The sequence below is a fragment of the Mesorhizobium sp. M1329 genome (assembly GCF_040318035.1).
Taxonomy (GTDB): Bacteria; Pseudomonadota; Alphaproteobacteria; order Rhizobiales; family Rhizobiaceae; genus Mesorhizobium.
On record NZ_JAMYLN010000018.1, the window covers coordinates 18,786 to 41,969 of the forward strand.

Sequence of the window (23,184 nt, forward strand, 5' to 3'; positions counted from 1 at the left end):
AAAAGTGTGCAGCGATTTTGCGACAACGACATGCATCAAAACAGGAACTTAAAGCGCGTCGCATGAGGCCGGTCGAGCGCGACGCGCTTTAAGCGTGGCGCCGGTTCACTGTGCCCGGCCTTCCGGCGATCGAAAGCCGCGTGTCCTGCCGGCTCCGCTCGGCCACCACCTTGCCCCTGGCGATGACGCAGAGACGCTCGGGGCGCAGCCGCAGCGCCTCGACCGGATTGCCGGCATCGAGAACGACCAGGCTGGCGCGCTTGCCGACGGCAAGGCCAAGGTGGTCTAGGCCCATGATGGCGGCATTGACGTTGGTGACCATGTCGAAACAGCGCGCCATCTCGGCCGGGCTCGACATCTGCGCGACATGCAGGCCCATGAAGGCGACGTCGAGCATGTCTGCGGTGCCCAGCGAATACCAGGGGTCGAGCACGCAATCCTGGCCCCAGCCGACGCGGATCCCGTGCGCCAGCATTTCCTTGACCCGGGTCAGGCCGCGGCGCTTGGGAAAGGTGTCGTGGCGGCCCTGCAGCATGATGTTGATCAGCGGATTGGGGATTGCCGAAACGCCGGCCTCGGCAATCAGCGGCAATAGCTTTGAAACGTAGTAATTATCCATCGAATGCATCGATGTCAGGTGCGAGCCGGCCACTCTGCCCTGCAATCCAAGCCGCTGCGTCTCATAGGCAAGCTGCTCGATGTGGCGCGACAGCGGATCGTCGGTCTCGTCGCAATGCAGGTCGACCAGCAGCCCCCGTTCGGCCGCGATCTCGCAGAGTTCCGTCACCGAGCGCGTGCCGTCCGCCATTGTGCGCTCGAAATGCGGAATGCCGCCGACGACATCGACGCCCAGGTTGAGCGCGCGGACGGTGTTTTCGCGCGCCGTCGGCGAGCGGTAAAACCCGTCCTGCGGGAAGGCGACCAGCTGCAGGTCGATATAGGGGGCGACCGTCTTCTTCACGTCGAGCAGCGCTTCGACCGCCAGCAGGCGGTCGTCACAAACATCGACATGGGTACGGATGGCGAGCAGGCCCATCGACACCGCCCAGTCGCAATAGGCAAGCGCGCGGTCGCGCACCGCCTCGTGGGTCAGAAGCGGCTTCAGCTCGCCCCACAGCGAGATGCCTTCCAGCAGCGTGCCCGAGACATTGATGCGCGGAATGCCGAGCGAAAGCGTGGCGTCCATATGGAAATGCGGATCGACGAAGGGCGGCGAGACCAGATTGCCATGAGCATCGATCGCCGTGCCGGCGCTGACGTTCAGCTCAGGCTCTATCGCTGCGATCGTTTCGCCGACGATGCCGATATCGGCGATCCTGCCGTCGGGCAGCGTCCCGCCGCGCACCACAAGGTCAAAATCCATCCGCCGTCATCCCCTTTGAAGAAGCACACTTATTCCGGTACGTACCGCACCGCCCCCTTGGCGGCACTTGTCGCCATCGCCGCATAGGCGCGCAAGGCCGTCGTCACCTTGCGCTTGCGCTTTTCCTCAGGCTTCCAGGCAGCCGTTCCCTTGGCCTCCATCGCCGCGCGGCGGGCGGCGAGCTCCGCGTCGTCGACAGCCAGCCGGATGGTGCGGTTGGGGATATCGATCTCGATCGTGTCGCCTTCCATGACCAGTCCGATCAGCCCGCCTTCCGCCGCTTCCGGCGAGACGTGGCCGATCGACAGGCCGGAGGTGCCGCCGGAAAAACGCCCGTCGGTGATCAGCGCGCAGGCTTTGCCGAGGCCTTTCGACTTCAAATAGCTGGTCGGGTAGAGCATTTCCTGCATGCCGGGGCCGCCGCGCGGCCCTTCATAGCGGATGACGACGACATCGCCGGCCTTGATCTCGTTCGACAGGATTGCCTTGACGCTGGCGTCCTGGCTTTCGAACACTCTTGCCGGGCCGGTGAATTTCAGGATCGATTCATCGACACCCGCCGTCTTCACGATGCAGCCGTCGAGCGCCAGATTGCCTTTCAGTACGGCAAGGCCGCCGTCCCTTGAGAAAGGATGTTCGGCCGAGCGGATAGCACCTTTCTCGCGGTCGAGATCGAGCTCGTCCCAGCGGCGGTCCTGGCTGAAGGCGACCTGCGTCGGCACGCCGCCGGGTGCCGCCAGGAAGAAATCGCGGACATTCTGGCTGGAGGTGCGCGAAATATCCCAATGGTCCAGCGCTTCGCCGAGGCTTGCGGTGTGCACTGTCGGCAGGTCGCGGTTGATCAACCCGGCGCTATCCAGCTGGCCGAGGATCGCCATGATGCCGCCAGCGCGGTGGACGTCCTCCATATGAACGTCTGCCTTGGCCGGGGCAACCTTGCACAGCACTGGCACCCGCCGCGACAGCCGGTCGATGTCCTCCATGGTGAAGTCGACCTCGCCCTCATGTGCCGCGGCAAGGATGTGCAGCACGGTGTTGGTCGAACCGCCCATGGCTATGTCGAGCGTCATGGCGTTCTCGAAGGCGCCCTTCGAGGCGATGCTGCGCGGCAGCGCGGTGTCGTCGTTCTGCTCGTAATAGCGTTGGGCAAGATCGACGATCAGATGGCCGGCCTCGACGAACAGGCGCTTGCGATCGGCATGCGTCGCCAGCGTCGAGCCGTTGCCCGGCAGCGAGAGGCCGAGCGCCTCGGTTAGGCAGTTCATCGAATTGGCGGTGAACATGCCAGAGCAGGAGCCGCAGGTCGGACAGGCCGAGCGCTCGATGATCTTGACGTCCTCGTCGGAGATCTTGTCGTCGGCGGCCGCCACCATGGCGTCGACCAGGTCAAGCGCCTGGCTCTTGCCGGCGAGCACCACCTTGCCGGCCTCCATCGGCCCGCCGGAGACGAAGACAGTCGGGATGTTGAGGCGCAGCGACGCCATCAGCATGCCGGGCGTGATCTTGTCGCAATTCGAGATGCAGACCATCGCGTCGGCGCAGTGCGCGTTGACCATGTATTCGACGGAGTCGGCGATCAATTCGCGCGACGGCAGCGAATAGAGCATGCCGTCATGGCCCATGGCGATGCCGTCATCGACGGCGATGGTGTTGAACTCCTTGGCGACGCCGCCGGCCTTTTCGATCTCGCGGGCAACCAACTGGCCGAGATCCTTCAGATGGACATGGCCGGGCACGAATTGGGTGAAGGAATTGACCACGGCAATGATCGGCTTGCCGAAATCCGAATCCTTCATCCCGGTGGCGCGCCAAAGGCCGCGGGCGCCGGCCATGTTGCGGCCATGGGTGGTGGTGCGGGAACGGTAGGCGGGCATTGAACTGTCCTTGCTGTCTGCGTCGCGCCGGACAGGCGCGGAAAACCGGAATGAGCCGCAGGCCTTATAGACGCCACGCTCTGGTCTGGCCACAATTTTGCGCTGCGCCAGGGTGCGGAACGAGCGGCCAGCCGAAGACGCAGCCGGCCCAGACCGTAAAAAAGTCAGAGGTGCTGTCGGATCGTGTTTTGCTCAAGCGTCCTTGGGCAGACGGCGGGACCGGGCATCAATCGCCAGCCAGCCGTTTTGCGAATGAAAACAAACCCAAAACCAGCCCGAGGAGCAAGAGAATGCAAAAGATCACCCCCTGCCTGTGGTTCGACGACCAGGCCGAGGAGGCCATGAACCATTACATCTCCATCTTCAAGAATTCGAAGGTGCTGAGCGTGCTGCGCTGGCCCAAGGGCAGCGGCGATAATGAGGGCAAGGTGCTGATGGTCTCATTCGAGCTCGACGGCGTTCAGTTCCAGGCGCTCAACGGCGGGCCGCAATTCAAGTTCACCCAGGCGGTCTCGCTCTCCATCGACTGTAAGACGCAGGAGGAGGTCGACTATTTCTGGGACAGGCTCATCGCTGGCGGTGGCGAGCCCAGCCAGTGCAGCTGGCTGAAGGACAAATTCGGCCTCTCCTGGCAGGTCGTTCCCGAGCAGTTGCCCAGGCTGCTGCTGGACCCCGACACGGAAAAGGCCGGCCGCGTCATGCAGGCGATGATGCAGATGAGCAAGATCGACATCGCCAAGATCGAAGAGGCAGCCAAGGGGTGAACGAACGCGCTCTTGCCTTCTCCCACAACAAGGGGAGAAGGGAAGGGGCGCGTCAAGCCGCTCTGTCGCGGACCTGATAATCCTTGACCGCGGCGAAGCGGATCGCCTTCCAGCGCTCGGCCTCGTAGTTAAGCGAGAAAGCGTGCTGGGCGAGGAACACCGGATCGTTGTCGAGATCGCGGGCGATGTCGCCGCGATGCGCCTCGATGAAGCGCTGGAGCTCGGCCCTGTCGTCGGCCGATATCCAGCGGCAGACGGAAAAGCGCGACATCTCGAAATCGACCGGCAGCGTGTATTCGAAGTTCAGGCGCTCCTTCAACACGTCGAGCTGCAGGGCGCCGACGACGCCGACGATGGCCGGTGAACCGTCCTCCGGCGAGAACAATTGCACGACGCCTTCCTCGGCCATCTGGTGCAGCGCTTCCTTGAGCTTCTTGGCTTTCATGGCATCGCCGAGGCGAACGCGGCGCAGGATTTCAGGCGCGAAATTCGGCACGCCGCGAAACAGGATCTCCTCGCCCTCGGTCAGCGTGTCGCCGATGCGCAGCGTGCCGTGGTTGGGGATGCCGACGACATCGCCGGCGAACGCCTCGTCGGCGGTGACGCGGGTGCGGGCGAAGAAGAATTGCGGTGCCGACAGGCTCATCGGTTTTCCCGTGCGCACCAGCTTGGCCTTCATGCCGCGCTCGAGCTTGCCGGAGCAGACGCGGACGAAAGCGATGCGGTCGCGGTGGTTGGGGTCCATATTGGCTTGGATCTTGAAGACGAAGGAGGTCATCTTGTCCTCGGTCGCCTCGACCTTGCGGCTGTCGGCCTCCTGCGCGCGCGGCGGCGGCCCATAGGCACCGAGCGCCTCGATCAGGTCGCGCACGCCGTAATTGCGCAGCGCCGAGCCGAAATAGACCGGCGTCAAATGGCCTTCGCGGAAGGCTTCCAGATCGAGCGGGCGGCAGGCCTCGCGTGCCAGCTCCAGCTCCTCGATGAAAGCCTCGCGCTCGTTCTCCGGCAACAGGCCGGCGACCCGGTTGGAATCGGGTCCATTGACCGGCGTGCGCTCCTTCTCGGCGTCGCCCTTGCGCACCGCGTTCAGCGCCAGATGGTAAGTGCCGGAAAAGGTCTTGCCGCGGCCGATCGGCCAGGTGATCGGCGCTGTATCGAGCGCCAGCTTCTGCTCGATCTCGTCGAGGATGTCGAATGGGTCGCGGCTTTCGCGGTCCATCTTGTTGACAAAGGTGATGATCGGGATGTCGCGCAGCCGGCAGACCTCGAATAGTTTCAGCGTGCGCGGCTCGATGCCCTTGGCGGCGTCGATCACCATGACGGCGCTGTCGACCGCCGACAGCGTGCGATAGGTGTCGTCGGCGAAATCCTCGTGGCCGGGCGTGTCGAGCAGGTTGAAGACGGTGTCCTCGTATTCGAAGGTCATCACCGAGGTGACCACCGAAATGCCGCGCTCCCGTTCGATCTTCATCCAATCCGAGCGGGTCTGGATGCGGTCCTTCTTGGCCTTGACCTCGCCGGCAAGCTGGATGGCGCCGCCGAACAAAAGCAGTTTTTCGGTGAGCGTGGTCTTGCCGGCGTCGGGGTGGGCAATGATCGCGAAAGTGCGGCGGCGCGATACCGCTTCTGTAATCATTTCGGACATTTTTCAGGATTTCCGTGTGAGGCCGGGCTTCTAGCAGCGGAGTGCAGTGCTGTCGACCTCTCCGGCTGCCGCTGCCGGCGGTTCACGTTCCGGCGTCAGGCCGGTTCGGCCGCACGGCTCTGGGAGGCCACCTCGGGAATCCACTCGGCAATCGCGGCGCCGATCCTGTCGGCATGGTCCTCCTGCAGATAATGTGAGCCGGGTCCGAGATCGATCAACCGGCAGTTCTTCAGGCCCGCCGCGAATTCCCGTGCCGCCTGCGGCGAGACGAGGGCGCCCGGATCGCCTGAGAAAAGCAGCTTCGGGTAGGAGGAAAGCCGGAGCGCCCGATGGTCGTTCTCACTGATGGCGGCGACATCGGCGGGCTGGCCTTCGATCGGCAGTTCGCGCGGCAGCCGCAGGATCGGCTTGCGCGATTGCGGCGTCGGGAACGGCGCCCGGTAGGCGGCCATTTCCTCATCACTCATCGTGCGCACCACAGCAGCCGGCAGCACTTTTTCGACGAAGACGTTGTCTTCCAGGACAAGCTTCTCACCGACGCCGGGTGTGCGCATTGCCTTGAACAATTCGCGCGCCTGCGGACGCTGGTGAAAATCGTCCCAGCTCTCGGAAGGGCGGATGAATTCCATGAAGGCGAGGCCGAGGATCCGCTGCGGCCGCCGTGCGGCGAGATGGAAGGCGAGCGCGGTGCCCCAGTCCTGCGCGACGACCACCATGTCGGTGATGCCAAGCGTCTCGATGAAAGCGTCGAGATAGCGGACGTGGTCGAAGAAGCGATAGTCGATGTCCGGCTTGCCGGATTGGCCATAGCCGATCAGGTCGGGCGCAATGCAGCGGCCGAACGGCGCCACATGCGGGATGATGTCGCGCCAGATGTAGGACGACGTCGGGTTGCCGTGCAGGAAGAGCACCGTCGGGCCGGCCGTACCTGCCTCGACATAGGAGATGGTGGAATCGAGTACCGCGACTTGCGAGCGCGGCAACATTGTGCGCTTTTCGAGTTTCGGGTTCATCGGATCAGCTCCTTTTTACGAAGACTGTTTTGAAGACGATATTCTTGAAACGCTCGAGCGGTCCGGGACTGCGCTCCACCTTCATGCGCAGCATCGCGCCTTGCCAGGAACTCAACAGGAAATCGGCGAGATCCTCGGCATCGAACGCGTCGGTGATGTCGCCGGCCGCCTGGCCCTCGGCGATGCATTCGGCGAAGGGCTTACGCCAGCGTTCGAAAATGGCGACGAGTTGCAGCCTCAGCGCCTCGCTGTGAGCCGCCGTCTCGAGGCTGAGATTGCCGATCATGCAGCCCCGTGCCCAATCATGCGCCTCCAGCTTCGACGTGATGATTTCGAGATAGCGGCGCAAGCGCCCGACCGGGGGCGTGCCGTCCCGGGCAAGGGCCTGCTCCACCAAACCGTTCACATAGGCGAAATAGCGGTCCAGCACCTCGCCGGTGAACGCCTCCTTGGAGGCAAAATGATTGGTGAAGGACCCCGGGCGGGCATCGGCCGCGGCGACGATGTCGCGCACGCCGGCGGCCGAATAGCCGGAACTCCAGATGGTTTTGAAACCGGCGTCGAGAAGTTTTTCGCGAAGTGAATGTCTGGCCATAGCGATACAATACGTACGTACGTATTAAAGTCAAGAGGCATATTTGATACCGAGTGCTCTTGGCAGAACCCACTGGCAATGGCATCGCAGTGGTCGCGTTGGACCGAGGAGTGAAGCGTGACAGCGGCGAAAGAAGTGATTGTCATCGGCGCCGGCATCATCGGCGCCTCCATCGCCTGGCACCTGACCAGGGCCGGGGCAAAGGTGACGGTCATTGCCGGCAGCGGCGCCGGCGGCATCGCGACGCCGAATTCCTTTGCTTGGATCAATGCCAGCTGGGGCAACCCGGAGGTCTATTTCCGGCTGCGCATTCGGTCGATGGCCGAATGGACGCGGCTGGCGAACGAGGTGCCCGGCATCCCGTTGCAGTGGTGCGGTGGCTTGTGCTGGGACCTGCCGCGTGCCGAACTTGAGGCCTATGCGGCCGAGCACGCCGCCTGGGGCTACGGCATCGAGCGTGTCGACCGTGCCGGAGCGGCGCGCATCGAGCCCAATCTGACCGAGCTTCCCGATTTCGCCCTTCATGTCGCCGAGGAAGGTGTCGCCGAGCCGGTCGCTGCCACGCAAGCACTGCTGGTTGACGCCGAGCGGCGCGGCTCGCGGCTGCTGACGGGAGTTACCGCGACCGCGCTTGTGCAGGCCAACGGCAGGATTGCCGGCGTCGATACATCCGGCGGGCGGATTGCTGCCGACGAGGTGGTGATCGCGGCCGGAGCCGGCTCTCCGGCACTAGCGGCAACAGCCGGGATAGCACTGCCGATCGAGACGCCACCCGGCCTGGTCGTGCATTCGCGCCCCACCGAAAAGCTGCTCAACGGCCTGGTGATCGGCGATCGCCTGCATATGCGCCAGACGGCGGAAGGCCGCATCATCGCCGGCTCGGATTTCGGTGGCGCCGATCCCGGCATGGATGCCGCGGCGACCGCCCGCGACCTGTTTGCGGCGATGAAGGCGATGCTGCGCGGCGCGGATGGGTTGGAACTCGATTTCCACACCATTGGCTACCGGCCGACGCCGGTCGATGGCTTTCCGATCATCGGCCGCGCCGCAGGCACGAGCGGCGTCTACGTCGCGGTCATGCATTCCGGCATCACGCTGGCCCCGGCCGTCGGCCTGTTCGCCGCCCGCGAAGTCCTCGACGGCGAGCGCGATCCGCTGCTTGATTCCTACGGGCTGGGGCGGTTTACTCAATAGCCGGGCGGGCGGCGAAAGCCGCCGGTCAGCGGCTCGATTGCCCTGGCGATCCCGAGCAGGCACGACTCCGACCAGCGTTTGCCAACAAGCTGTAGTCCGATGGGCAGGCCATTGCTGTCCTGTCCGCAGGGCAGCGACAGTGCCGGATGGCCGCTGTAGTTGAACACCGCGCCATAGGCCGGCAGCATCCAGTAGCTTTGCTTCTCGCCGTCGACCTCGATCGGCGTTCCCGGTTCGCAATGCGGGAACGCGGTGACCATGGCGACGGGGCACAACAAGGCGTCGCAGCCGTCTAAGAACCGTTCCCACGCCAGGATGGAGCGGTCGCGGCGGGCGAGCGCCTCGAACCAGCGCGAGACCGGCGTCGGCTTCTCCGGTGGTCCGGGCTGCGCCGCCTCCAGCATCATGCCGATCAGCGCACCGCCTTGCTTCAGGTCGTCGTGCAGGTCGAGCTCCGGCAATTTGGCTTCCTCGACGATGGCGCCCGCGGCCTGAAGCTCTTTAGCCAGGCTTTCGACCGCCGCGCTGATCTCGCCGGCCACCGGAAAGCCCGGAAAGGACGGCGCGACGGCAATGCGCAAATTTTTGAGATCCAGCTCCGGCATGGTTTCGACCGGTACCGGCGCAAGGTCTGTATCGCTTCCATCCGGCCCGGCAATGACGCGGTAGATCAGCGCCAGGTCCTCGACGCTGCGCGCCATCGGTCCGAGGCAGGAGATCAGCCTCACGCTGCGCGGCGCCCCGCCTGGATCGGGGAAGGCGCCGGCGAGCGAGACGCGGTGCTCGGTCGGCTTGAGGCCGTAGACGCCGCAAAATGCAGCGGGCAGCCGGATTGAATCCTGCATGTCGGTGCCGACCTCGAACGGCGTCATCCCGGTGCTGAGCGCCGCCGCCGCACCGCCACTGGAGCCGCCGGCGGTGCGCTGGAGATTCCAGGGGTTGCCGGTGCGGCCGAACAGCGGATTGCTCGACTGCCAGTCACCGAGCATTGTCGCCACATTCGTCTTGCCCACCAGTATGCCGCCTGCCGCCTTCAGCCGGGCAACGACCGGACTGTCTGCTCTCGGGGCATAGTCGGCGAAGGGCGGGAAGCCGACGGTGGTTCTCATGCCAGCGGTTTCGTGCGTGTCCTTGAGTGTGAAAGGCACGCCGTGCAGCGGCCCAAGGGCCTCGCCGTGCGCCTGCGCTTCGTCGGCCTCGCCGGCGCGTTGCCGCGCACCGTCCCGATCGAGGGTTACGACGGCGTTAACCGCCGCATTGTGCCTGTCGATCTGCGCCAGATGCTCGTCCAGCACCTCTATTGCGGAAACCGCACGGTCGCGGATGGCCGCGGCCAGTTTGGTGGTCGAGGAAAAGACGATATCCATCGTGACTGCTCCGGGCTATCGCGCCGCGCTCCTCAAAATGGCGGATTGGCGCGTAGCTTCAAGCCTGGCTCGGCATTTCGACGATGGCGGCGCTTGATCGGGATTGCGCTGCCGGGATCCGTTGACCGTCGGCGCTGTCCAGCGGCCTCGCCGCGATCGGCGCCTCTACGGCTTACCGTCCCCTGTTGTGCGTCCGCTTATAGAGCTCACGGATGATGCCGCTTGCCGTGGTCTCGAACAGAAACGGCAAGAAAGCATGAATGAGCGCGGCAAAGGCCGCCATGAACAATCGCGACGAGAACCATGCGGCGAAAGCCATATGGCCGAAATAGCTCTCGCCGACCGCGGCCGGGTGAGAGGTGAAAAGTCTTGCGAGCCGTGCTGTCATGTCGATCCCTCCTGCCGGCATGAAGAGCCGGCCATGAATATCCTGCCACGGCTGTTCGGTTGATCGGTCTCAAATTGTCCTTGTCTCAGGCCGAATTTTGGGACAATCATCCCACATGATGCCGGAAATCGACGAAATAGACCGGAGATTGCTGGCCGAGCTGCAACGCGACGGCACGCTGTCCGTCGACCAGCTCTCGGCAAGAATATCGCTGTCGCGTAATGCCTGCTGGCGCCGGGTCAAGCGGCTGGAGGAAGACGGCATCATCACCGGTCGGGTGGCGCTGGTCGACGCCGACAAGCTTGGGCTCGGCCTCTCCGTGTTCATCCTGATCCGCACCTCGAACCACGATCCCGACTGGCTGCAAAGATTCCGGGCGGCGGTGACCGGCTTTGCCGAGATCACCGGCGCCTACCGCATGTCCGGCGATCTCGACTATGTCCTGCGCGCCCGTGTCGCCGATGTGAAGGCGTATGACCGGCTCTACCAGCGGCTGATCGCCAAGGTGGCGCTGTCGGACGTTTCGGCCTCTTTCGTCATGGAGGAGATCAAGGAGACCACGGTCGTTCCGATGGACCTGCGCTGAAGCGGAACTGTGCTGAAAGAAAGCCGTTGATAGCATTGCCGCCGAGTTGACTGAACCGGCGTTCGCGACGATAGGATCAGCCTCATGCGCGCAGCACTTTATCCTACCTCCGTCATCGGTCCGGCTGTCGGCTTCGTCAGGCTGCCGCATGGCGAGGGATTGCCGCTTCCTGCCTATGAGAGCTCGGGCGCCGCCGGCATGGACCTGCGCGCCGCCGTCCCGGACGACAGGCCGCTCTTGATTCTGCCGGGAAAGCGCGCGCTGGTGCCGACCGGGCTGATCCTGGAAATTCCGGAGGGCGTCGAAGGCCAGGTCCGGCCGCGTTCCGGCCTCGCCTTCAAGCACGGGCTCACCTGCCTCAACACCCCGGGCACCATCGACAGCGACTATCGCGGCGAGGTCAAGGTGCTGCTGATCAATCTCGGCGACGAGGATTTCGCGGTGACACGCGGCATGCGGATCGCCCAGATCGTCTTCGCCCCGGTGACGCAGGCGACCGTCGAGGAGCGCACATTGGCTGGCGGCACTGTGCGCGGCTCGGGCGGCTTCGGATCGACCGGCACCGCTTGATGAAAATACCCAAACTCGTCATCTTCGATTGCGACGGGGTTCTGGTCGATACCGAGAACTTGGCCAATCGGCGCCTCGCCGAGTGGCTGACCGCGGCCGGCTTTCCGGCCAGCTTCGAATATTGCCGCAAGAATTTTTCCGGCCGCAGCATGGTCTCGGTGCAGAAGGAAGTCGAGGCGACCGGCGTCAGCCTCGGCGCCGATTTCGTCGAGCGCTGGAACGCCGGCCTGCCGGACCTGTTCGCGCATGGCGTCGAGGCCATCCCCTACGTTCGCGAGTTCATCGAAACCGTGCACGCCGCCGGCATCGCCACCTGCGTCGCCTCGTCGGCACGGGTGTCCAAAATGCACATCACGCTCGGCCAGACCGGGCTGCTGCCGCTGTTCGAGCATGCGCTGTTCAGCTCGACCATGGTCTCGCGTGGCAAGCCGTTCCCCGACCTCTTCCTGCATGCAGCAGCGACAATGGGCTTCGCGCCCGCCGACTGCATCGTCATCGAGGACAGCGTCGCCGGGACGACAGCGGGCATCGCCGCCGGCATGCGCGTCTATTCCTACCACGGCGACCCGCTTTCCGATCGCAATGGACTGATCGAAGCCGGCGGTATCCTGTTCGACGACATGCGTGAACTGGCCGGGCTGGTGCCGATCCACTGATCGCCTTTGTTCAAGCTGCGCTGTATGTTGCAGCTGCTTGTGCTAGCTTGCGCGCGCCCGACATAAACGAGCGCGCGCATGACCTTCTCCCTGCTTCGTTTCCTCTTTGCCTGCCTGCTGTTGCCCTGTCTTTGGACGGCGGCCAGCGCTGAGGCCGTCAGCTTCCCGGAGCTCGGCAGCGCTCTCCCCGGCCACGGCGATGTCACCTATCTCGACCTCGCCAGGATGGTCATTCCCGATCTGGCCGCGGACAAGGACGGCTTTTTCCGGGGTTCGACGCCGATCGAGATGCGTCACGTCGCTGGACCGGACTACGACGGCTCGCCGCCGGTGACGTCGGGTCTTTCCAATGCCGGCGTGCTCGGCATCAAGGCCGGCGGCAAGGAGCGGCTGGCCATGCTGTTCGACCTCGGCGACTCGCCCGACAGTGCCGAGGGCTATGCCGTGCTGGCGCTCTACGACGTCACCGGCAAGCCGGCGCTGCTCGACGCGGTCAATGTCGCCGTCGACCGCATCACCTCTCTTCGCGATCCGGGCAAGCTGCCGATCGGGCCTGGTGACGACGCCATCATCAGCATGAGCATCCATTTCAATTCGAGCCAGGGCTATGGGATCACGCCGCTGATCATGGTCCGCAACGACAGGTTCGAGCTGATCGACATGATCTATACGTTCGACGAAAACCTCTGCACCCATAGGAGGACGCAGAATGCGGCGTTCCAGGCGATCGCCGACGGCCAGCCCTATGCAGCCATCAAGGTCACGGTGACCGGCGCGACGCTGCCGGGGGAAGAAAGCTGCGACGGCCAGCAGCCGCCAGAGGCGTCTTCGCGCGACATTTCCGTCACCTATCATTGGGACAAAAACGCTTCGCACTACGTCAAGGATTCCGACGCGCTGGACCGATTGGCAGATGAGAACGCCAAACGCTTCTGAACCAACCGCATTTGTTTGCCCGGCGCGTTCCGCCGGGCTAGAATTTGCCTCACATTCTGCACTGGAGGGGAGCATCCATGGACAAGGGCAAGATTTTTCGCGACCTGCATGCCTCGATCTTCGTCATGGCCAATTCCTGGGACGTCGGCACGACCAAGCTCTTGGCCTCGTTCGGCTTCAAGGCGCTGGCCACGACCAGCGCCGGCTTTGCCTTTTCGCGCGGCCTGCCCGATGGCGCGGTGACGTTCGAGGCAATGATCCATCATTGCCGTGAAGTGGCGGCGGCGACCGGGTTGCCGGTTTCGGCGGACCTCGAAAGGGGCAAGGGCGACAGCGCGACAAGTGCCGGCGAGACCATCTTCGCCGCCGAGGCGGCTGGCCTCGCCGGCTGCTCGATCGAGGACCATACCGGCGAGCCCGACAAGCCGATCTATGATTTTGCGCATGCCGTCGAGCGCGTCGCGGCGGCGGCGGAAGCGGCACGGGCGCTGAAACGCGATTTCGTCTTCACCGCGCGGGCCGAGAATTTTCTGTGGGGCAAGCCCGACCTCGACGATACGATCAAGCGGCTGCAGGCCTTCGAGAAGGCCGGCGCCGACGTGCTCTATGCGCCGGGGCTGGGCGACATTGAGATGGTGCGAACCGTCTGCTCGGCGCTGACCAAGCCGGTCAACGTCATGGCCAGGCCCGGCTTCACCATCGCCGACCTTGCCATGGCGGGGGTAAAGCGCGTCTCGCTCGGCCCATGGCTCACCAATTTCGCCTTCGGCATGCTGGAGACCGCGGCGCGCGAGATCCAGCAGGACGGCACCTTCGGCTTCACCCGCGCCGCCATGCCGTTCGGCAAGCTGCAGGCGCTGTTTGCCAAATCTTCAGCCTAGGTCGGGGCCGGCGAATGACGCTCACCGTCGTCGACATGCACACCGGCGGTGAGCCGTTGCGGATCGTCACCGGCGGCTACCCCAACATTCCCAAGGGCACGATCCTCGAAAAGCGCGCCTATGTGCGCGACCATCTCGATCATCTCAGAAAGATCCTGATGTTCGAGCCGCGCGGCCATTACGACATGTATGGCGCGCTACTGGTGGAGCCCGACCTGCCGGGCGCCGACCTCGCGGTGCTGTTCATGCACAATGAGGGCTATTCGACGATGTGCGGCCACGCCATCGTCGCGCTCGGCCGCTACGCCGTCGACGAGCGGCTGGTGGCGCCACGCGAGCCGCTGACGACCGTCAATATCGAGGCGCCATGCGGGCTGATTTCGGCTGCGGTCGAGGTAACGGATGGCAAGGCCGGTGCGGTGTCCTTCGAAAGCGTGCCGGCGTTTCTGTTCGCCCGCGACCGGCGGATCGATCTGCCGGGGCTATGGTCCGGTCGGCTTCGACATCGCTTATGGCGGCGCCTTCTATGCGCTCGCCGACTGCCGCCAGTTCGGGCTGGAATTCGGCAGGAACCGGGTGCGCGATTTCGTCGATGCGGCGACGGCGCTGACCAACAAGCTCAAGGCCGAATTGCCGCTGTCGCATCCCGACCATGCCGATCTCGCCTTTCTCTACGGCACCATCCTGACCGACGGACAGGATGCGTTCTCCGATACGCCGACCAAAAACATCTGCGTTTTCGCCGAAGCCGAGGTCGACCGTTCGCCGACCGGTTCGGGCGTCACCGCGCGGCTGGCGGCAATGCACGCCAAGGGCCAGATCGAGATTGGCCGGACGCGGCTGTTCGAGAGCATCGCCGGCTCGCGCTTTTCCGGCGCGGTCGCGCGCACGGCCACGGCCGGGGCGCATGACGCCATCATCGCCCGAGTCGGCGGCCGCGCCTATTACTCAGGCCGAGCCGAATTCATCGTCGAGGACGATGATGAAATGGGCAGGGGTTTCCTGCTGCGCTAGCTCCTTTCCCGCGCCGAGATCGCCTTGTGCAGATGCACCATCATTGCGGCGGCGAACAGCGGCGTCAGAAGGTTGAGCAGCGGCACGGCGAGGAAAGCGGCGACGACCAGCCCGGCCAGGAATACGGTGACCGCGTGCTTCCTGCGCAGCGCCCTGGCCTCGGCCTCCGGGCGAAAGCGCATGGCGGCGAATTCGAAGAACTCGCGCCCGAGCAGATAACCGTTGACGACGAAGAAAGCGGCGATGTTGATGCCCGGCACCAGCAGAAGCAGCAGGGCGACGATATTGCCGAGGATGACGACGCCGAAGAACCTGATCGCCAGCACCAGCGAGCGTAGCGCCGGAACGGCGCGGCCGGGCGGATCGTCGGGATAGTCGGTGCGCTCGACCGTTTCGGCGACGTCGTCGAGGAACAGGCCGGCGATGATCGCCGTCACCGGCGCGATGAAAAGAGCCAAGCCCAGCGCAAGGCCGATGCCGGCGACGACGGCGCCCAGCCATCCGGCCCAGGAGGGAAGCGCCGGCAGCCATGCATCGATCCATGGCCAGGCCAGCCATTCGAACAGGCTCTTGATCCCGAACCACAGCGCCGCCAGCGCCAGCAAAGTCAGCCCCAGCGTCTTCACGAACACGGAACGGAATTCGGGCGAGAACAGCCGGCTCAAGGCGGCGCGGGCGGCGTCGAGGATCACGGCGTTTCCAATTGCATGTCAAACGTGCTCGTGGCTGATATCTCCGGAATAGGCGGCGACAGCGCAGGCTGCAAGCGCCTAGCGCGCGACCTTCGCCTGGGGAATGGTCATCGCCGCCACGCCGGCGACGACCAGGGCCATTCCCCACCACGCGCTGGGACTAAGGCTTTCGCCAAGGAACACGGCTCCGATAGCGACGCCGATCGGCACCCGCAGATAGGCTTGCGAGGTAGTGCCGACGGAGCCCAGCGTATGGAGGAGGCGGAAATAGATTGAGAAGGCCAGTGCGGTCGAAAACACCGAAAGCCCGAGCAGCGCAAGGACCGAAGCTGTCGATGGCGCCAGGGTCCATGGCCGGTCGAACGCAAGGCTCAACGGGATCAGCATCGCGGCGCCGCAGAGCATCGAACCGGCGGCCGGCACCATCGGGTCGAGCCCCCTGAAGCCGCGGCCGAAAACGGCCGCGCCGGCATAGCAGATCGTCGCCGCGACCACAGCAAGTTGCGGCAACAATTGCTGTCCGAGGCCGCCTAGCGCCGGGGCGCCGACAACGAGGCATATGCCGGCTATTCCCGCGGCGACGCCGAACAGCTTGCGCATGGTCGCCGGTTCGTGGCGGGTGATGAGGGCGGTCAGCAAAAAGGTGAAGATCGGCGAGGTCGCATTCAGGATCGTGGCCAGCCCGGCGTCCAGTGAGCGCTCGGCCGAGGCGATCAGCGTGAACGGCACGACGCTGTTGAGGCATGCCTGGAATGCAAACCGGCGCCAGCTTGCGGCATCGCCCGGCAAGGCCAAACCGCGCCAGCGGATCAGGGCAAACAGGATCCCACCCGCGATCAGGGTTCGCGCGGCGATCAGCGTCACCGGCGGGACCGTCGCGACGCCGACCTTGATGAAGCTGTAGGACGCGCCCCACAGCACCGCCAATATGACGAGCAGCACCAGCTCGATCCTGGTGTCGGTTTTCATGGACATGGCCGGCGGGAACCTCTGGGCATCGCTCATCATGCTTGTAAGCCAGGCACGCGGGAAATGCTTCGGCCGCCATCCAACGATGGTCGCGATGCTGACATTCGTCGGATCGCCGCATTGGCGACTAGGCAAAGCCGCATCAAACCGCTAGACCCGCCCGCGCCCGGCGTGGCAGAAAGCCGGTGGTTTTTTGGCGGAGACATGAATTGATGCCGGACTATGACGTGCTTTGTATCGGAAATGCCATCGTCGACATCATCGCCCAGTGCGACGAGGCGTTCCTGGAGACCAACGGCATCATCAAGGGCGCGATGAATTTGATCGACACGCGGCGCGCCGAACTGCTCTACAGCCGCATGGGCCCGGCCATTGAAGCCTCGGGGGGCAGTGCCGGCAACACGGCGGCCGGCGTCGCCTCCTTCGGCGGTCGCGCCGCCTTCTTCGGCAAGGTCTCCAACGACGCGCTCGGCGAAATCTATGCGCATGACATCCATGCCCAGGGCGTCGCCTTCGACACCAGGCCGCTCAACGGCGAACCGCCGACGGCGCGCTCGATGATCTTCGTCACGCCGGACGGCGAGCGCTCGATGAACACCTATCTCGGCGCTTGCATCGAGCTCGGCCCGGAGGACGTCGAGGCCGACAAGGCGTCGGGCGCCGCGGTCACCTATTTCGAGGGCTATCTATGGGACCCGCCGCGCGCCAAGGAAGCGATCCGCCAGACGGCCAAGCTCGCCCACGCCGCCGGGCGCGAAGTGTCGATGACCCTGTCGGACTCGTTCTGTGTCGACCGCTATCGCGACGAGTTCCTCGACCTGATGCGCTCAGGCACCGTCGACATCGTCTTTGCCAATAGCCACGAGATCAAGTCGCTCTACCAGACCGCGTCCTTCGACGAGGCGCTGGCGCAGATCCGCAAGGATTGCAAGATCGCCGCCGTCACTCGGTCGGAAAAGGGCTCGGTCATCGTCCGCGGCGACGAGACCGTCACCATCGAGGCCACCAGGATCCGCGAGCTGGTCGACACGACCGGCGCCGGCGATCTCTACGCCGCCGGCTTCCTCTACGGCTACACGCAAGGCCGCAGCCTGAAGCAGTGCGGCGATCTCGGCTCGCTGGCGGCCGGGCTGGTCATCCAGCAGATCGGCCCAAGGCCACACCAGAATCTGCGCCGCGAGGCCGAGCAGGCAGGATTGCTGTAGCGACACCTCTTCCTTCTCCCCTTGTGGGAGAAGGTGGATCGGCGCGCAGCGCGGAGCGCTGCCGCGCCAAGCGGGAACACCCCTCATCCGACCTCGCTTCGCGAGGCCACCTTCTCCCACAAGGGGAGAAGGGAGAGGCGCTGCTGCTGCCCCGCCGCTCAAGCCCCCGCGCTATACGCCGCAATCGCTGCCATATTGACTATGTCCGAATCCTTGGCGTTCAGCGAGACGATCTGAACCGGCTTGTTCAGGCCGACCAGCAGCGGGCCAATGACGGTCGAGCCGCCGAGCTCCTGCAGCATCTTGGTCGAGATCGAGGCCGAGTGGAAAGCCGGCATGACCAGCACGTTAGCCGGGCCGGTCAGCCTGATGAACGGGTACTGCGCCATGGCGCGGGCGTTGAGCGCCACGTCGGCGGCCATCTCGCCGTCATATTCGAAATCGACGCGGCGCTTGTCGAGGATGCGCACCGCTTCCTGGACGCGCTCGGAGCGCTCGCCCTGCGGATGGCCGAAGGTCGAATAGGCGAGCATGGCAAGCCTCGGCTCGTAGCCCATGCGGCGGGCGAAGCCGGCGGCCTCCTCGGCTATGTCGGCGATCTCGACAGCATTAGGCATATCGTGCACGGCGGTGTCGGCGACAAGCACGGTGCGACCCCGCGCCAGCACGATCGACACGCCGATGACGCAGTGGCCGGGCCTTGCGTCGATGACGCGGCGGATGTCGTCGAGCGCCGTCGAATAGTTGCGGGTAACGCCGGTGACGATGCCGTCGGCATCGCCCAGCGCCACCATGCAGGCGGCGAAATGGTTGCGGTCGTTGTTGATCAGCCGCTGGCAGTCGCGGAACAGGAAGCCTTTGCGCTGCATGCGCTCGTAGAGATAGTCGGTGTAGACGGAGTTGCGCCGCGACAGCCGCGCATTGATGATCTCGAGGCCTTGCTTGCCGAGGTCGATGCCGGCGTTCCTGGCGTTTTCCTTGATGATGTCGTCGCGGCCGAGCAGGATGGCGGTGCCGAGCCGCTGGTTCACATAAGAGACGGCGGCGCGCATCACCTGCTCCTCCTCGCCCTCGGCAAAGACGATGCGCTTGGGCTGGCGGCGGACGCGGTCGTAGATGCGCTGCAGCGTCGAGGCGATCGGGTCGCGGCGGGCGGAAAGCTCCTGCGCGTAGCGGTCGAGATCGAGGATCGGCTTGCGGGCGACGCCGGAGTCCATCGCCGCCTTGGCGACCGCGATCGGGATCGCCGATATCAGCCGCGGATCGAACGGCACCGGGATAATGTAGTTGGGGCCGAATTTCGGCCGGTTTCCCTGGTAGGCGGCGGCGACGTCGTCGGGCACGTCCTGGCGCGCCAGTTCCGCCAGCGCCCGGGCGGCGGCGATCTTCATGTCGTCGTTGATGGTGGTCGCCCGCACGTCGAGCGCGCCGCGGAAAATGTAGGGGAAGCCAAGCACGTTGTTGACCTGGTTGGGATAGTCGGACCGTCCGGTCGCCATGATGGCGTCGGTGCGGATCTCGGCGACTTCTTCCGGCGTGATTTCGGGGTCGGGATTGGCCATGGCGAAGATGATCGGGTTCTTGGCCATCGACTGCACCATCTTGGTGGTCAGCGTGCCCTTGGCCGAGAGGCCGAGGAACACGTCGGCGCCGTCCAGCGCCTCGGCCAGCGAACGCGCGCCGGTTTTCACGGCGTGCGCCGATTTCCACTGGTTCATGCCTTCGGTGCGGCCCTGGAAGACCACGCCCTTTGTGTCGCACAGGATGATATTTTCTGGCGCAAAGCCCATCGCCTTCATCAATTCGATGCAGGCGATGCCGGCAGCACCCGCGCCGTTGCAGACCATCTTGGTGGTCTTCATGTCGCGGCCGGTGACCTCCAGCGCATTGATCAGGCCGGCGGCCGAAATGATGGCGGTGCCGTGCTGGTCGTCATGGAAGACCGGTATGTCCATCAGCTCGCGCAGCCGCTGCTCGATGATGAAGCATTCCGGCGCCTTGATGTCCTCGAGGTTGATGCCGCCGAACGAGGGCCCAAGGAAGCGCACGCAGTTGATGAATTCGTCGGCATCCTCGGTGTCGACCTCGAGGTCGATGGAATCGACATCGGCGAAGCGCTTGAACAGCACCGCCTTGCCTTCCATCACCGGCTTCGAGGCCAGCGCGCCGAGATTGCCGAGGCCGAGGATGGCGGTGCCGTTGGAGATGACGGCGACCATGTTGCCGCGAACCGTGTAGTCGAAGGCGCGGCTCGGGTCCTCGGCGATGGCGAGAACCGGAACGGCGACGCCCGGCGAATAGGCAAGGCTGAGATCGCGCTGGGTCGCCATTGGTTTTGTGGCGACGATCTCCAGCTTGCCCGGACGCCCCATGGCATGGAATTCCAACGCCTCCTGGGCGCTGACGGAGGGCCCGTTGCTTTCGGTTTTCTTGGCCATGGTACTTTTGGTTTCCTCGCCCGTACGGCACCGCTTGCGATAGGTGCGCATGCTTTCTTTTGTGGAAGGTTCGGGATTAAGGCTACACTTCGCCGCTGTAAACCGCCAAGCATGGCTTGCAAAATTTTGGAAGCAGCTTCTTGAACGACGAGACGCCCATTCGAAGCGACAACGCCACGCCGGCCGTCGCGCCGGCGACGCCGATGATGGAGCAGTATATCGAGATCAAGGCAGCGAACCCGGATTCGCTGCTGTTCTACCGCATGGGCGATTTCTACGAGCTGTTCTTCGACGATGCCGAGAAGGCGAGCCGGGCACTCGGCATCGTGCTCACCAAGCGCGGCAAGCACCAGGGGCTCGACATCCCGATGTGCGGCGTGCCGGTGCATGCCGCCGACGATTATCTGCAGAAGCTGATCGGCCAGGGGTTCCGCGTCGCCGTCTGCGAGCAGATCGAGGATCCGGCCGAGGCGAAGAAGCGCGGCGGCAAATCGGTGGTGCGCCGCGACGTCGTCCGGCTGGTGACGCCAGGCACCATCACCGAGGACAAACTGCTGGCGCCGTCGGAATCGAGTTTTCTGATGGCGCTGGGACGGGTCAAGGGCGGCAGCAGTGATCACGCTTTCGCCTTGGCCTGGATCGAGATCTCGACCGGTGTCTTCCGCGTCGCCGAAACCACCGCCGACCGGCTGCTCGCCGATCTCTTCCGTGTCGACCCGCGCGAGCTTATCGTCGCCGAGCCGGTGTTTTACGACCCGGAGCTGAAACCGGTATTTGACGTGCTCGGCCGCGTCGCCAGCCCGCAGCCGCCGTCGCTGTTCGATTCGGCATCCGCTGCCGGCCGTATCGCCCGCTTCTTCGAGGTGGCGACGCCTGACAGTTTCGGCACATTTTCGCGCGCCGAGCTGTCGGCGATCTCAGGCGTCATCGCCTATGTCGAGAAGACGCAGAAAGCCGAGCGGCCGCCGCTGTCGCGGCCGCAGCGCGAGGAGCAGGGTTCGACCCTGTTCATCGACCCGGCGACGCGCGCCAATCTGGAGCTGCTGCGCACGCTGTCCGGCAGCCGCGACGGGTCGCTGTTCAAGGCGATCGACCGCACGGTGACCGGTGGCGGCGCAAGGCTGCTCGCCGACCGGCTGATGGCGCCGCTGACCGACCCGGCGGCAATCGCAGCAAGGCTGGACTCGGTGTCGTTCTTCCGCTCCGAGACGCGCCTCTGCCAGGCGGTGCGGGCAAGCCTGAAGAGCGTCGCCGACATGCCGCGCGCGCTGTCCAGGCTGGCGCTCAACCGCGGCGGCCCGCGCGACCTCGGCGCGCTGCGCGCCGGTTTCGAAGCGGCCGGCGCCATCGCCGAACTGTTCGGGCAAACCGCCTTGCCGGGCGAACTGACCGCGGCGTTGGGAGCTATCAAGGCACTGCCCGGTGAGCTGGCGACGCATCTGGCACAGGCGCTCGGCGACGAGCTGCCGTTGCTCAAGCGCGACGGCGGCTTCGTCCGTTCCGGCTACCACGCCGAACTCGACGAGATGCGGGCGTTGCGTGACGAGTCGCGAAAGGTCATCGCCGGGCTGGAACGCTCGCTGATCGACGAGACCGGCATTCGCTCGCTGAAGATCAGGCACAACAATGTGCTCGGCTACTATATCGAAGTCACCGCCAATCACCATGCGCTGATGACCGGCAGCGACGGCGCCAAGGCGCGCTTCATCCATCGCCAGACGATGGCCAACGCCATGCGCTTCACCACCACGGAACTCGCAGAACTGGAAACCAAGATCGCCAACGCCGCCGACCGGGCGCTGGCGATCGAGCTTGCCGCCTTCGAGGCGCTGACGGCCGAAGTCGTCGGCCAGGCCGACAGGATCCGCGCCGGCGCCGAAGCGCTCGCCGTGCTCGACGTTTCGGCCGCACTTGCCCTGCTTTCCGAAAGCGAGGCCTGGTGCCGCCCCCTGGTCGATGCCAGCCTTGCCTTCGAGATTGCCGGTGGACGCCATCCGGTGGTCGAACAGGCGCTGCGGCGTTCCGGCGAAGGCCCGTTCGTCGCCAATGATTGCGATCTGTCGCCGCAAGGCGATGCTAAGGCCGGCGCGATCTGGCTGCTGACCGGTCCCAATATGGGCGGCAAATCCACCTTCCTCAGGCAAAACGCGCTGATTGCCATCCTTGCCCAGACCGGCTCCTTCGTGCCGGCGGCATCAGCCCATATCGGCGTCGTCGACCGGCTGTTTTCGCGGGTCGGCGCCTCCGACGACCTGGCGCGCGGTCGCTCGACCTTCATGGTCGAGATGGTCGAGACGGCGGCGATCCTCAACCAGGCCGGCGAACGCGCACTGGTCATCCTCGACGAGATCGGCCGCGGCACCGCCACCTTCGACGGCCTGTCGATCGCCTGGGCGGCGGTCGAATATTTGCACGAGAAAAACCGCTGCCGGGCGATCTTCGCCACGCATTTCCACGAGATGACGGCGCTCGCCGGAAAACTGCCGCGGCTCTCCAACGTCACCATGCGGGTCAAGGAATGGGAAGGCGACGTGGTCTTCCTGCACGAGGTCGGCAAGGGTGCCGCCGACCGTTCCTACGGCGTCCAGGTGGCGCGGCTGGCCGGCCTGCCGGAAGCCGTCGTCGGCCGGGCCAAGGAAGTGCTGCACCAGCTCGAAGCCGGCGAGGTTTCGGGCAAGGCCAACCGCCTGGTCGACGACCTGCCGCTGTTTTCCGTGGCGGCGCAGCGGGAAGCGTCGAAGCCGGCGAAGAGTGATGGGCTGGGCGCGGCGCTAGCGGAGATCAATCCCGACGAGATGACGCCACGCGAGGCGCTGGAGGCGCTGTACCGGCTGAGGGGGATGGCTGGGAAGTAGTCTCGGCTATTGTTCGTCTGATGGCGTTGCTTCACACCCCCCTCTGTCCTGCCGGACATCTCCCCCGCAAGGGGGGAGATCGGATGTCATGACTGCCTTCGCTAGCTTCCAACGCCGAAGAAGACGTGCTGTCGATCAAGCTGCCAATCTCCCCCCTTGCGGGGGAGATGTCCGGCAGG

Annotated in this window: 20 protein-coding genes and 1 pseudogene; 10 read left to right on the forward strand and 11 right to left on the reverse strand. The window is 64.9% G+C overall.

The features are described from left to right. Positions 1 to 88 precede the first annotated feature (88 nt). Both NKH21_RS18910 and ilvD read right to left on the reverse strand, forming a co-directional pair. A complete protein-coding gene (locus NKH21_RS18910; protein WP_352866794.1) occupies positions 89 to 1,363 on the reverse strand; it encodes an amidohydrolase family protein in 1,275 nt (424 codons plus the stop codon). A 29-nt stretch (positions 1,364 to 1,392) separates the two neighbouring features. Continuing rightward, positions 1,393 to 3,237: a dihydroxy-acid dehydratase gene (gene ilvD / locus NKH21_RS18915; RefSeq protein WP_352866797.1), complete on the reverse strand. Its 1,845-nt coding sequence runs from the start codon at positions 3,235 to 3,237 to the stop codon at positions 1,393 to 1,395. A gap of 290 nt (positions 3,238 to 3,527) precedes the next feature. Here ilvD and NKH21_RS18920 point away from each other — a divergent pair, with 290 nt between their 5' ends. Next, entirely contained in the window at positions 3,528 to 4,001 is a 474-nt protein-coding gene (locus NKH21_RS18920) for a VOC family protein (protein ID WP_352866799.1), read from the forward strand. Between the two features lie 52 nt (positions 4,002 to 4,053). On the opposite strand, the gene NKH21_RS18925 is transcribed toward NKH21_RS18920, so the two are convergent. From NKH21_RS18925 to NKH21_RS18935, 3 genes are all read right to left on the reverse strand, one after another. Continuing rightward, positions 4,054 to 5,646 carry a peptide chain release factor 3 gene (locus NKH21_RS18925; RefSeq protein WP_352464310.1) on the reverse strand — a complete coding sequence of 531 codons (1,593 nt, stop codon included), beginning with the start codon at positions 5,644 to 5,646 and terminating at the stop codon, positions 4,054 to 4,056. Positions 5,647 to 5,741: 95 nt separating this feature from the next. Continuing rightward, the gene (locus tag NKH21_RS18930) at positions 5,742 to 6,659 is read right to left on the reverse strand and encodes a haloalkane dehalogenase (protein ID WP_352866802.1); all 918 of its coding nucleotides are present in this window, start codon (positions 6,657 to 6,659) and stop codon (positions 5,742 to 5,744) included. Positions 6,660 to 6,663: 4 nt separating this feature from the next. Continuing rightward, the gene (locus NKH21_RS18935; RefSeq protein ID WP_352866804.1) at positions 6,664 to 7,254 is read right to left on the reverse strand and encodes a TetR/AcrR family transcriptional regulator; all 591 of its coding nucleotides are present in this window, start codon (positions 7,252 to 7,254) and stop codon (positions 6,664 to 6,666) included. A 117-nt stretch (positions 7,255 to 7,371) separates the two neighbouring features. Here NKH21_RS18935 and NKH21_RS18940 point away from each other — a divergent pair, with 117 nt between their 5' ends. Then, on the forward strand, positions 7,372 to 8,448 hold the full coding sequence (locus NKH21_RS18940; protein WP_352866807.1) for an NAD(P)/FAD-dependent oxidoreductase: 1,077 nt from the start codon (positions 7,372 to 7,374) through the stop codon (positions 8,446 to 8,448). Here NKH21_RS18940 and NKH21_RS18945 read toward each other — a convergent pair. Then, positions 8,442 to 9,815, reverse strand: a complete 1,374-nt coding sequence (locus NKH21_RS18945; protein ID WP_352866810.1) for an amidase — start codon at positions 9,813 to 9,815, stop codon at positions 8,442 to 8,444. The genes NKH21_RS18940 and NKH21_RS18945 overlap by 7 nt on opposite strands. Positions 9,816 to 9,987: 172 nt before the next feature. Beyond that, positions 9,988 to 10,203 carry a DUF6356 family protein gene (locus NKH21_RS18950; protein ID WP_352866813.1) on the reverse strand — a complete coding sequence of 72 codons (216 nt, stop codon included), beginning with the start codon at positions 10,201 to 10,203 and terminating at the stop codon, positions 9,988 to 9,990. 115 nt (positions 10,204 to 10,318) lie between these two features. Between NKH21_RS18950 and NKH21_RS18955 the strand changes: the two genes are divergently transcribed. The 5 genes from NKH21_RS18955 to NKH21_RS18975 all read left to right on the forward strand — a co-directional run bounded on the left by NKH21_RS18955 (position 10,319) and on the right by NKH21_RS18975 (position 13,832). Next, positions 10,319 to 10,789 (forward strand): Lrp/AsnC family transcriptional regulator, encoded by a 471-nt coding sequence (locus NKH21_RS18955; protein ID WP_352866815.1) that lies wholly within the window; start codon positions 10,319 to 10,321, stop codon positions 10,787 to 10,789. A gap of 84 nt (positions 10,790 to 10,873) precedes the next feature. Next, positions 10,874 to 11,359 carry a dUTP diphosphatase gene (gene dut / locus NKH21_RS18960; protein WP_352866818.1) on the forward strand — a complete coding sequence of 162 codons (486 nt, stop codon included), beginning with the start codon at positions 10,874 to 10,876 and terminating at the stop codon, positions 11,357 to 11,359. Continuing rightward, entirely contained in the window at positions 11,359 to 12,015 is a 657-nt protein-coding gene (locus tag NKH21_RS18965) for an HAD family hydrolase (protein WP_352866821.1), read from the forward strand. Before dut ends, NKH21_RS18965 begins: the two co-directional genes overlap by 1 nt. Positions 12,016 to 12,093: 78 nt before the next feature. After that, a complete protein-coding gene (locus NKH21_RS18970; RefSeq protein ID WP_352866823.1) occupies positions 12,094 to 12,951 on the forward strand; it encodes a hypothetical protein in 858 nt (285 codons plus the stop codon). A 77-nt stretch (positions 12,952 to 13,028) separates the two neighbouring features. Then, positions 13,029 to 13,832: an isocitrate lyase/PEP mutase family protein gene (locus NKH21_RS18975; protein ID WP_352866825.1), complete on the forward strand. Its 804-nt coding sequence runs from the start codon at positions 13,029 to 13,031 to the stop codon at positions 13,830 to 13,832. Here NKH21_RS18975 and NKH21_RS18980 read toward each other — a convergent pair. Then, positions 13,829 to 13,975, reverse strand: coding sequence for a hypothetical protein (locus NKH21_RS18980; protein ID WP_352866953.1), 147 nt, complete (start codon positions 13,973 to 13,975; stop codon positions 13,829 to 13,831). The genes NKH21_RS18975 and NKH21_RS18980 overlap by 4 nt on opposite strands. On the opposite strand from NKH21_RS18980, the pseudogene NKH21_RS18985 reads away from it, so the two are divergent. Next, positions 13,919 to 14,846: pseudogene (locus tag NKH21_RS18985) on the forward strand (proline racemase family protein). The gene NKH21_RS18980 and the pseudogene NKH21_RS18985 overlap by 57 nt on opposite strands. Here NKH21_RS18985 and NKH21_RS18990 read toward each other — a convergent pair. Together NKH21_RS18990 and NKH21_RS18995 are read right to left on the reverse strand one after the other, a co-directional pair. After that, positions 14,843 to 15,538, reverse strand: a complete 696-nt coding sequence (locus tag NKH21_RS18990; RefSeq protein WP_352866828.1) for a sulfate transporter family protein — start codon at positions 15,536 to 15,538, stop codon at positions 14,843 to 14,845. The pseudogene NKH21_RS18985 and the gene NKH21_RS18990 sit on opposite strands and share 4 nt — an antisense overlap. Positions 15,539 to 15,616: 78 nt before the next feature. Further along, positions 15,617 to 16,507, reverse strand: coding sequence for a DMT family transporter (locus NKH21_RS18995; protein ID WP_502911901.1), 891 nt, complete (start codon positions 16,505 to 16,507; stop codon positions 15,617 to 15,619). Between the two features lie 212 nt (positions 16,508 to 16,719). Between NKH21_RS18995 and NKH21_RS19000 the strand changes: the two genes are divergently transcribed. Beyond that, on the forward strand, positions 16,720 to 17,712 hold the full coding sequence (locus tag NKH21_RS19000) for an adenosine kinase (RefSeq protein ID WP_352866832.1): 993 nt from the start codon (positions 16,720 to 16,722) through the stop codon (positions 17,710 to 17,712). 158 nt (positions 17,713 to 17,870) lie between these two features. Here NKH21_RS19000 and NKH21_RS19005 read toward each other — a convergent pair whose 3' ends face one another. Continuing rightward, complete coding sequence (locus tag NKH21_RS19005) at positions 17,871 to 20,150, reverse strand: NADP-dependent malic enzyme (RefSeq protein ID WP_352866835.1); 2,280 nt, start codon at positions 20,148 to 20,150, stop codon at positions 17,871 to 17,873. A 203-nt stretch (positions 20,151 to 20,353) separates the two neighbouring features. On the opposite strand from NKH21_RS19005, the gene mutS reads away from it, so the two are divergent. Beyond that, entirely contained in the window at positions 20,354 to 23,005 is a 2,652-nt protein-coding gene (gene mutS, locus NKH21_RS19010) for a DNA mismatch repair protein MutS (RefSeq protein WP_352866948.1), read from the forward strand. Positions 23,006 to 23,184: the final 179 nt, after the last annotated feature.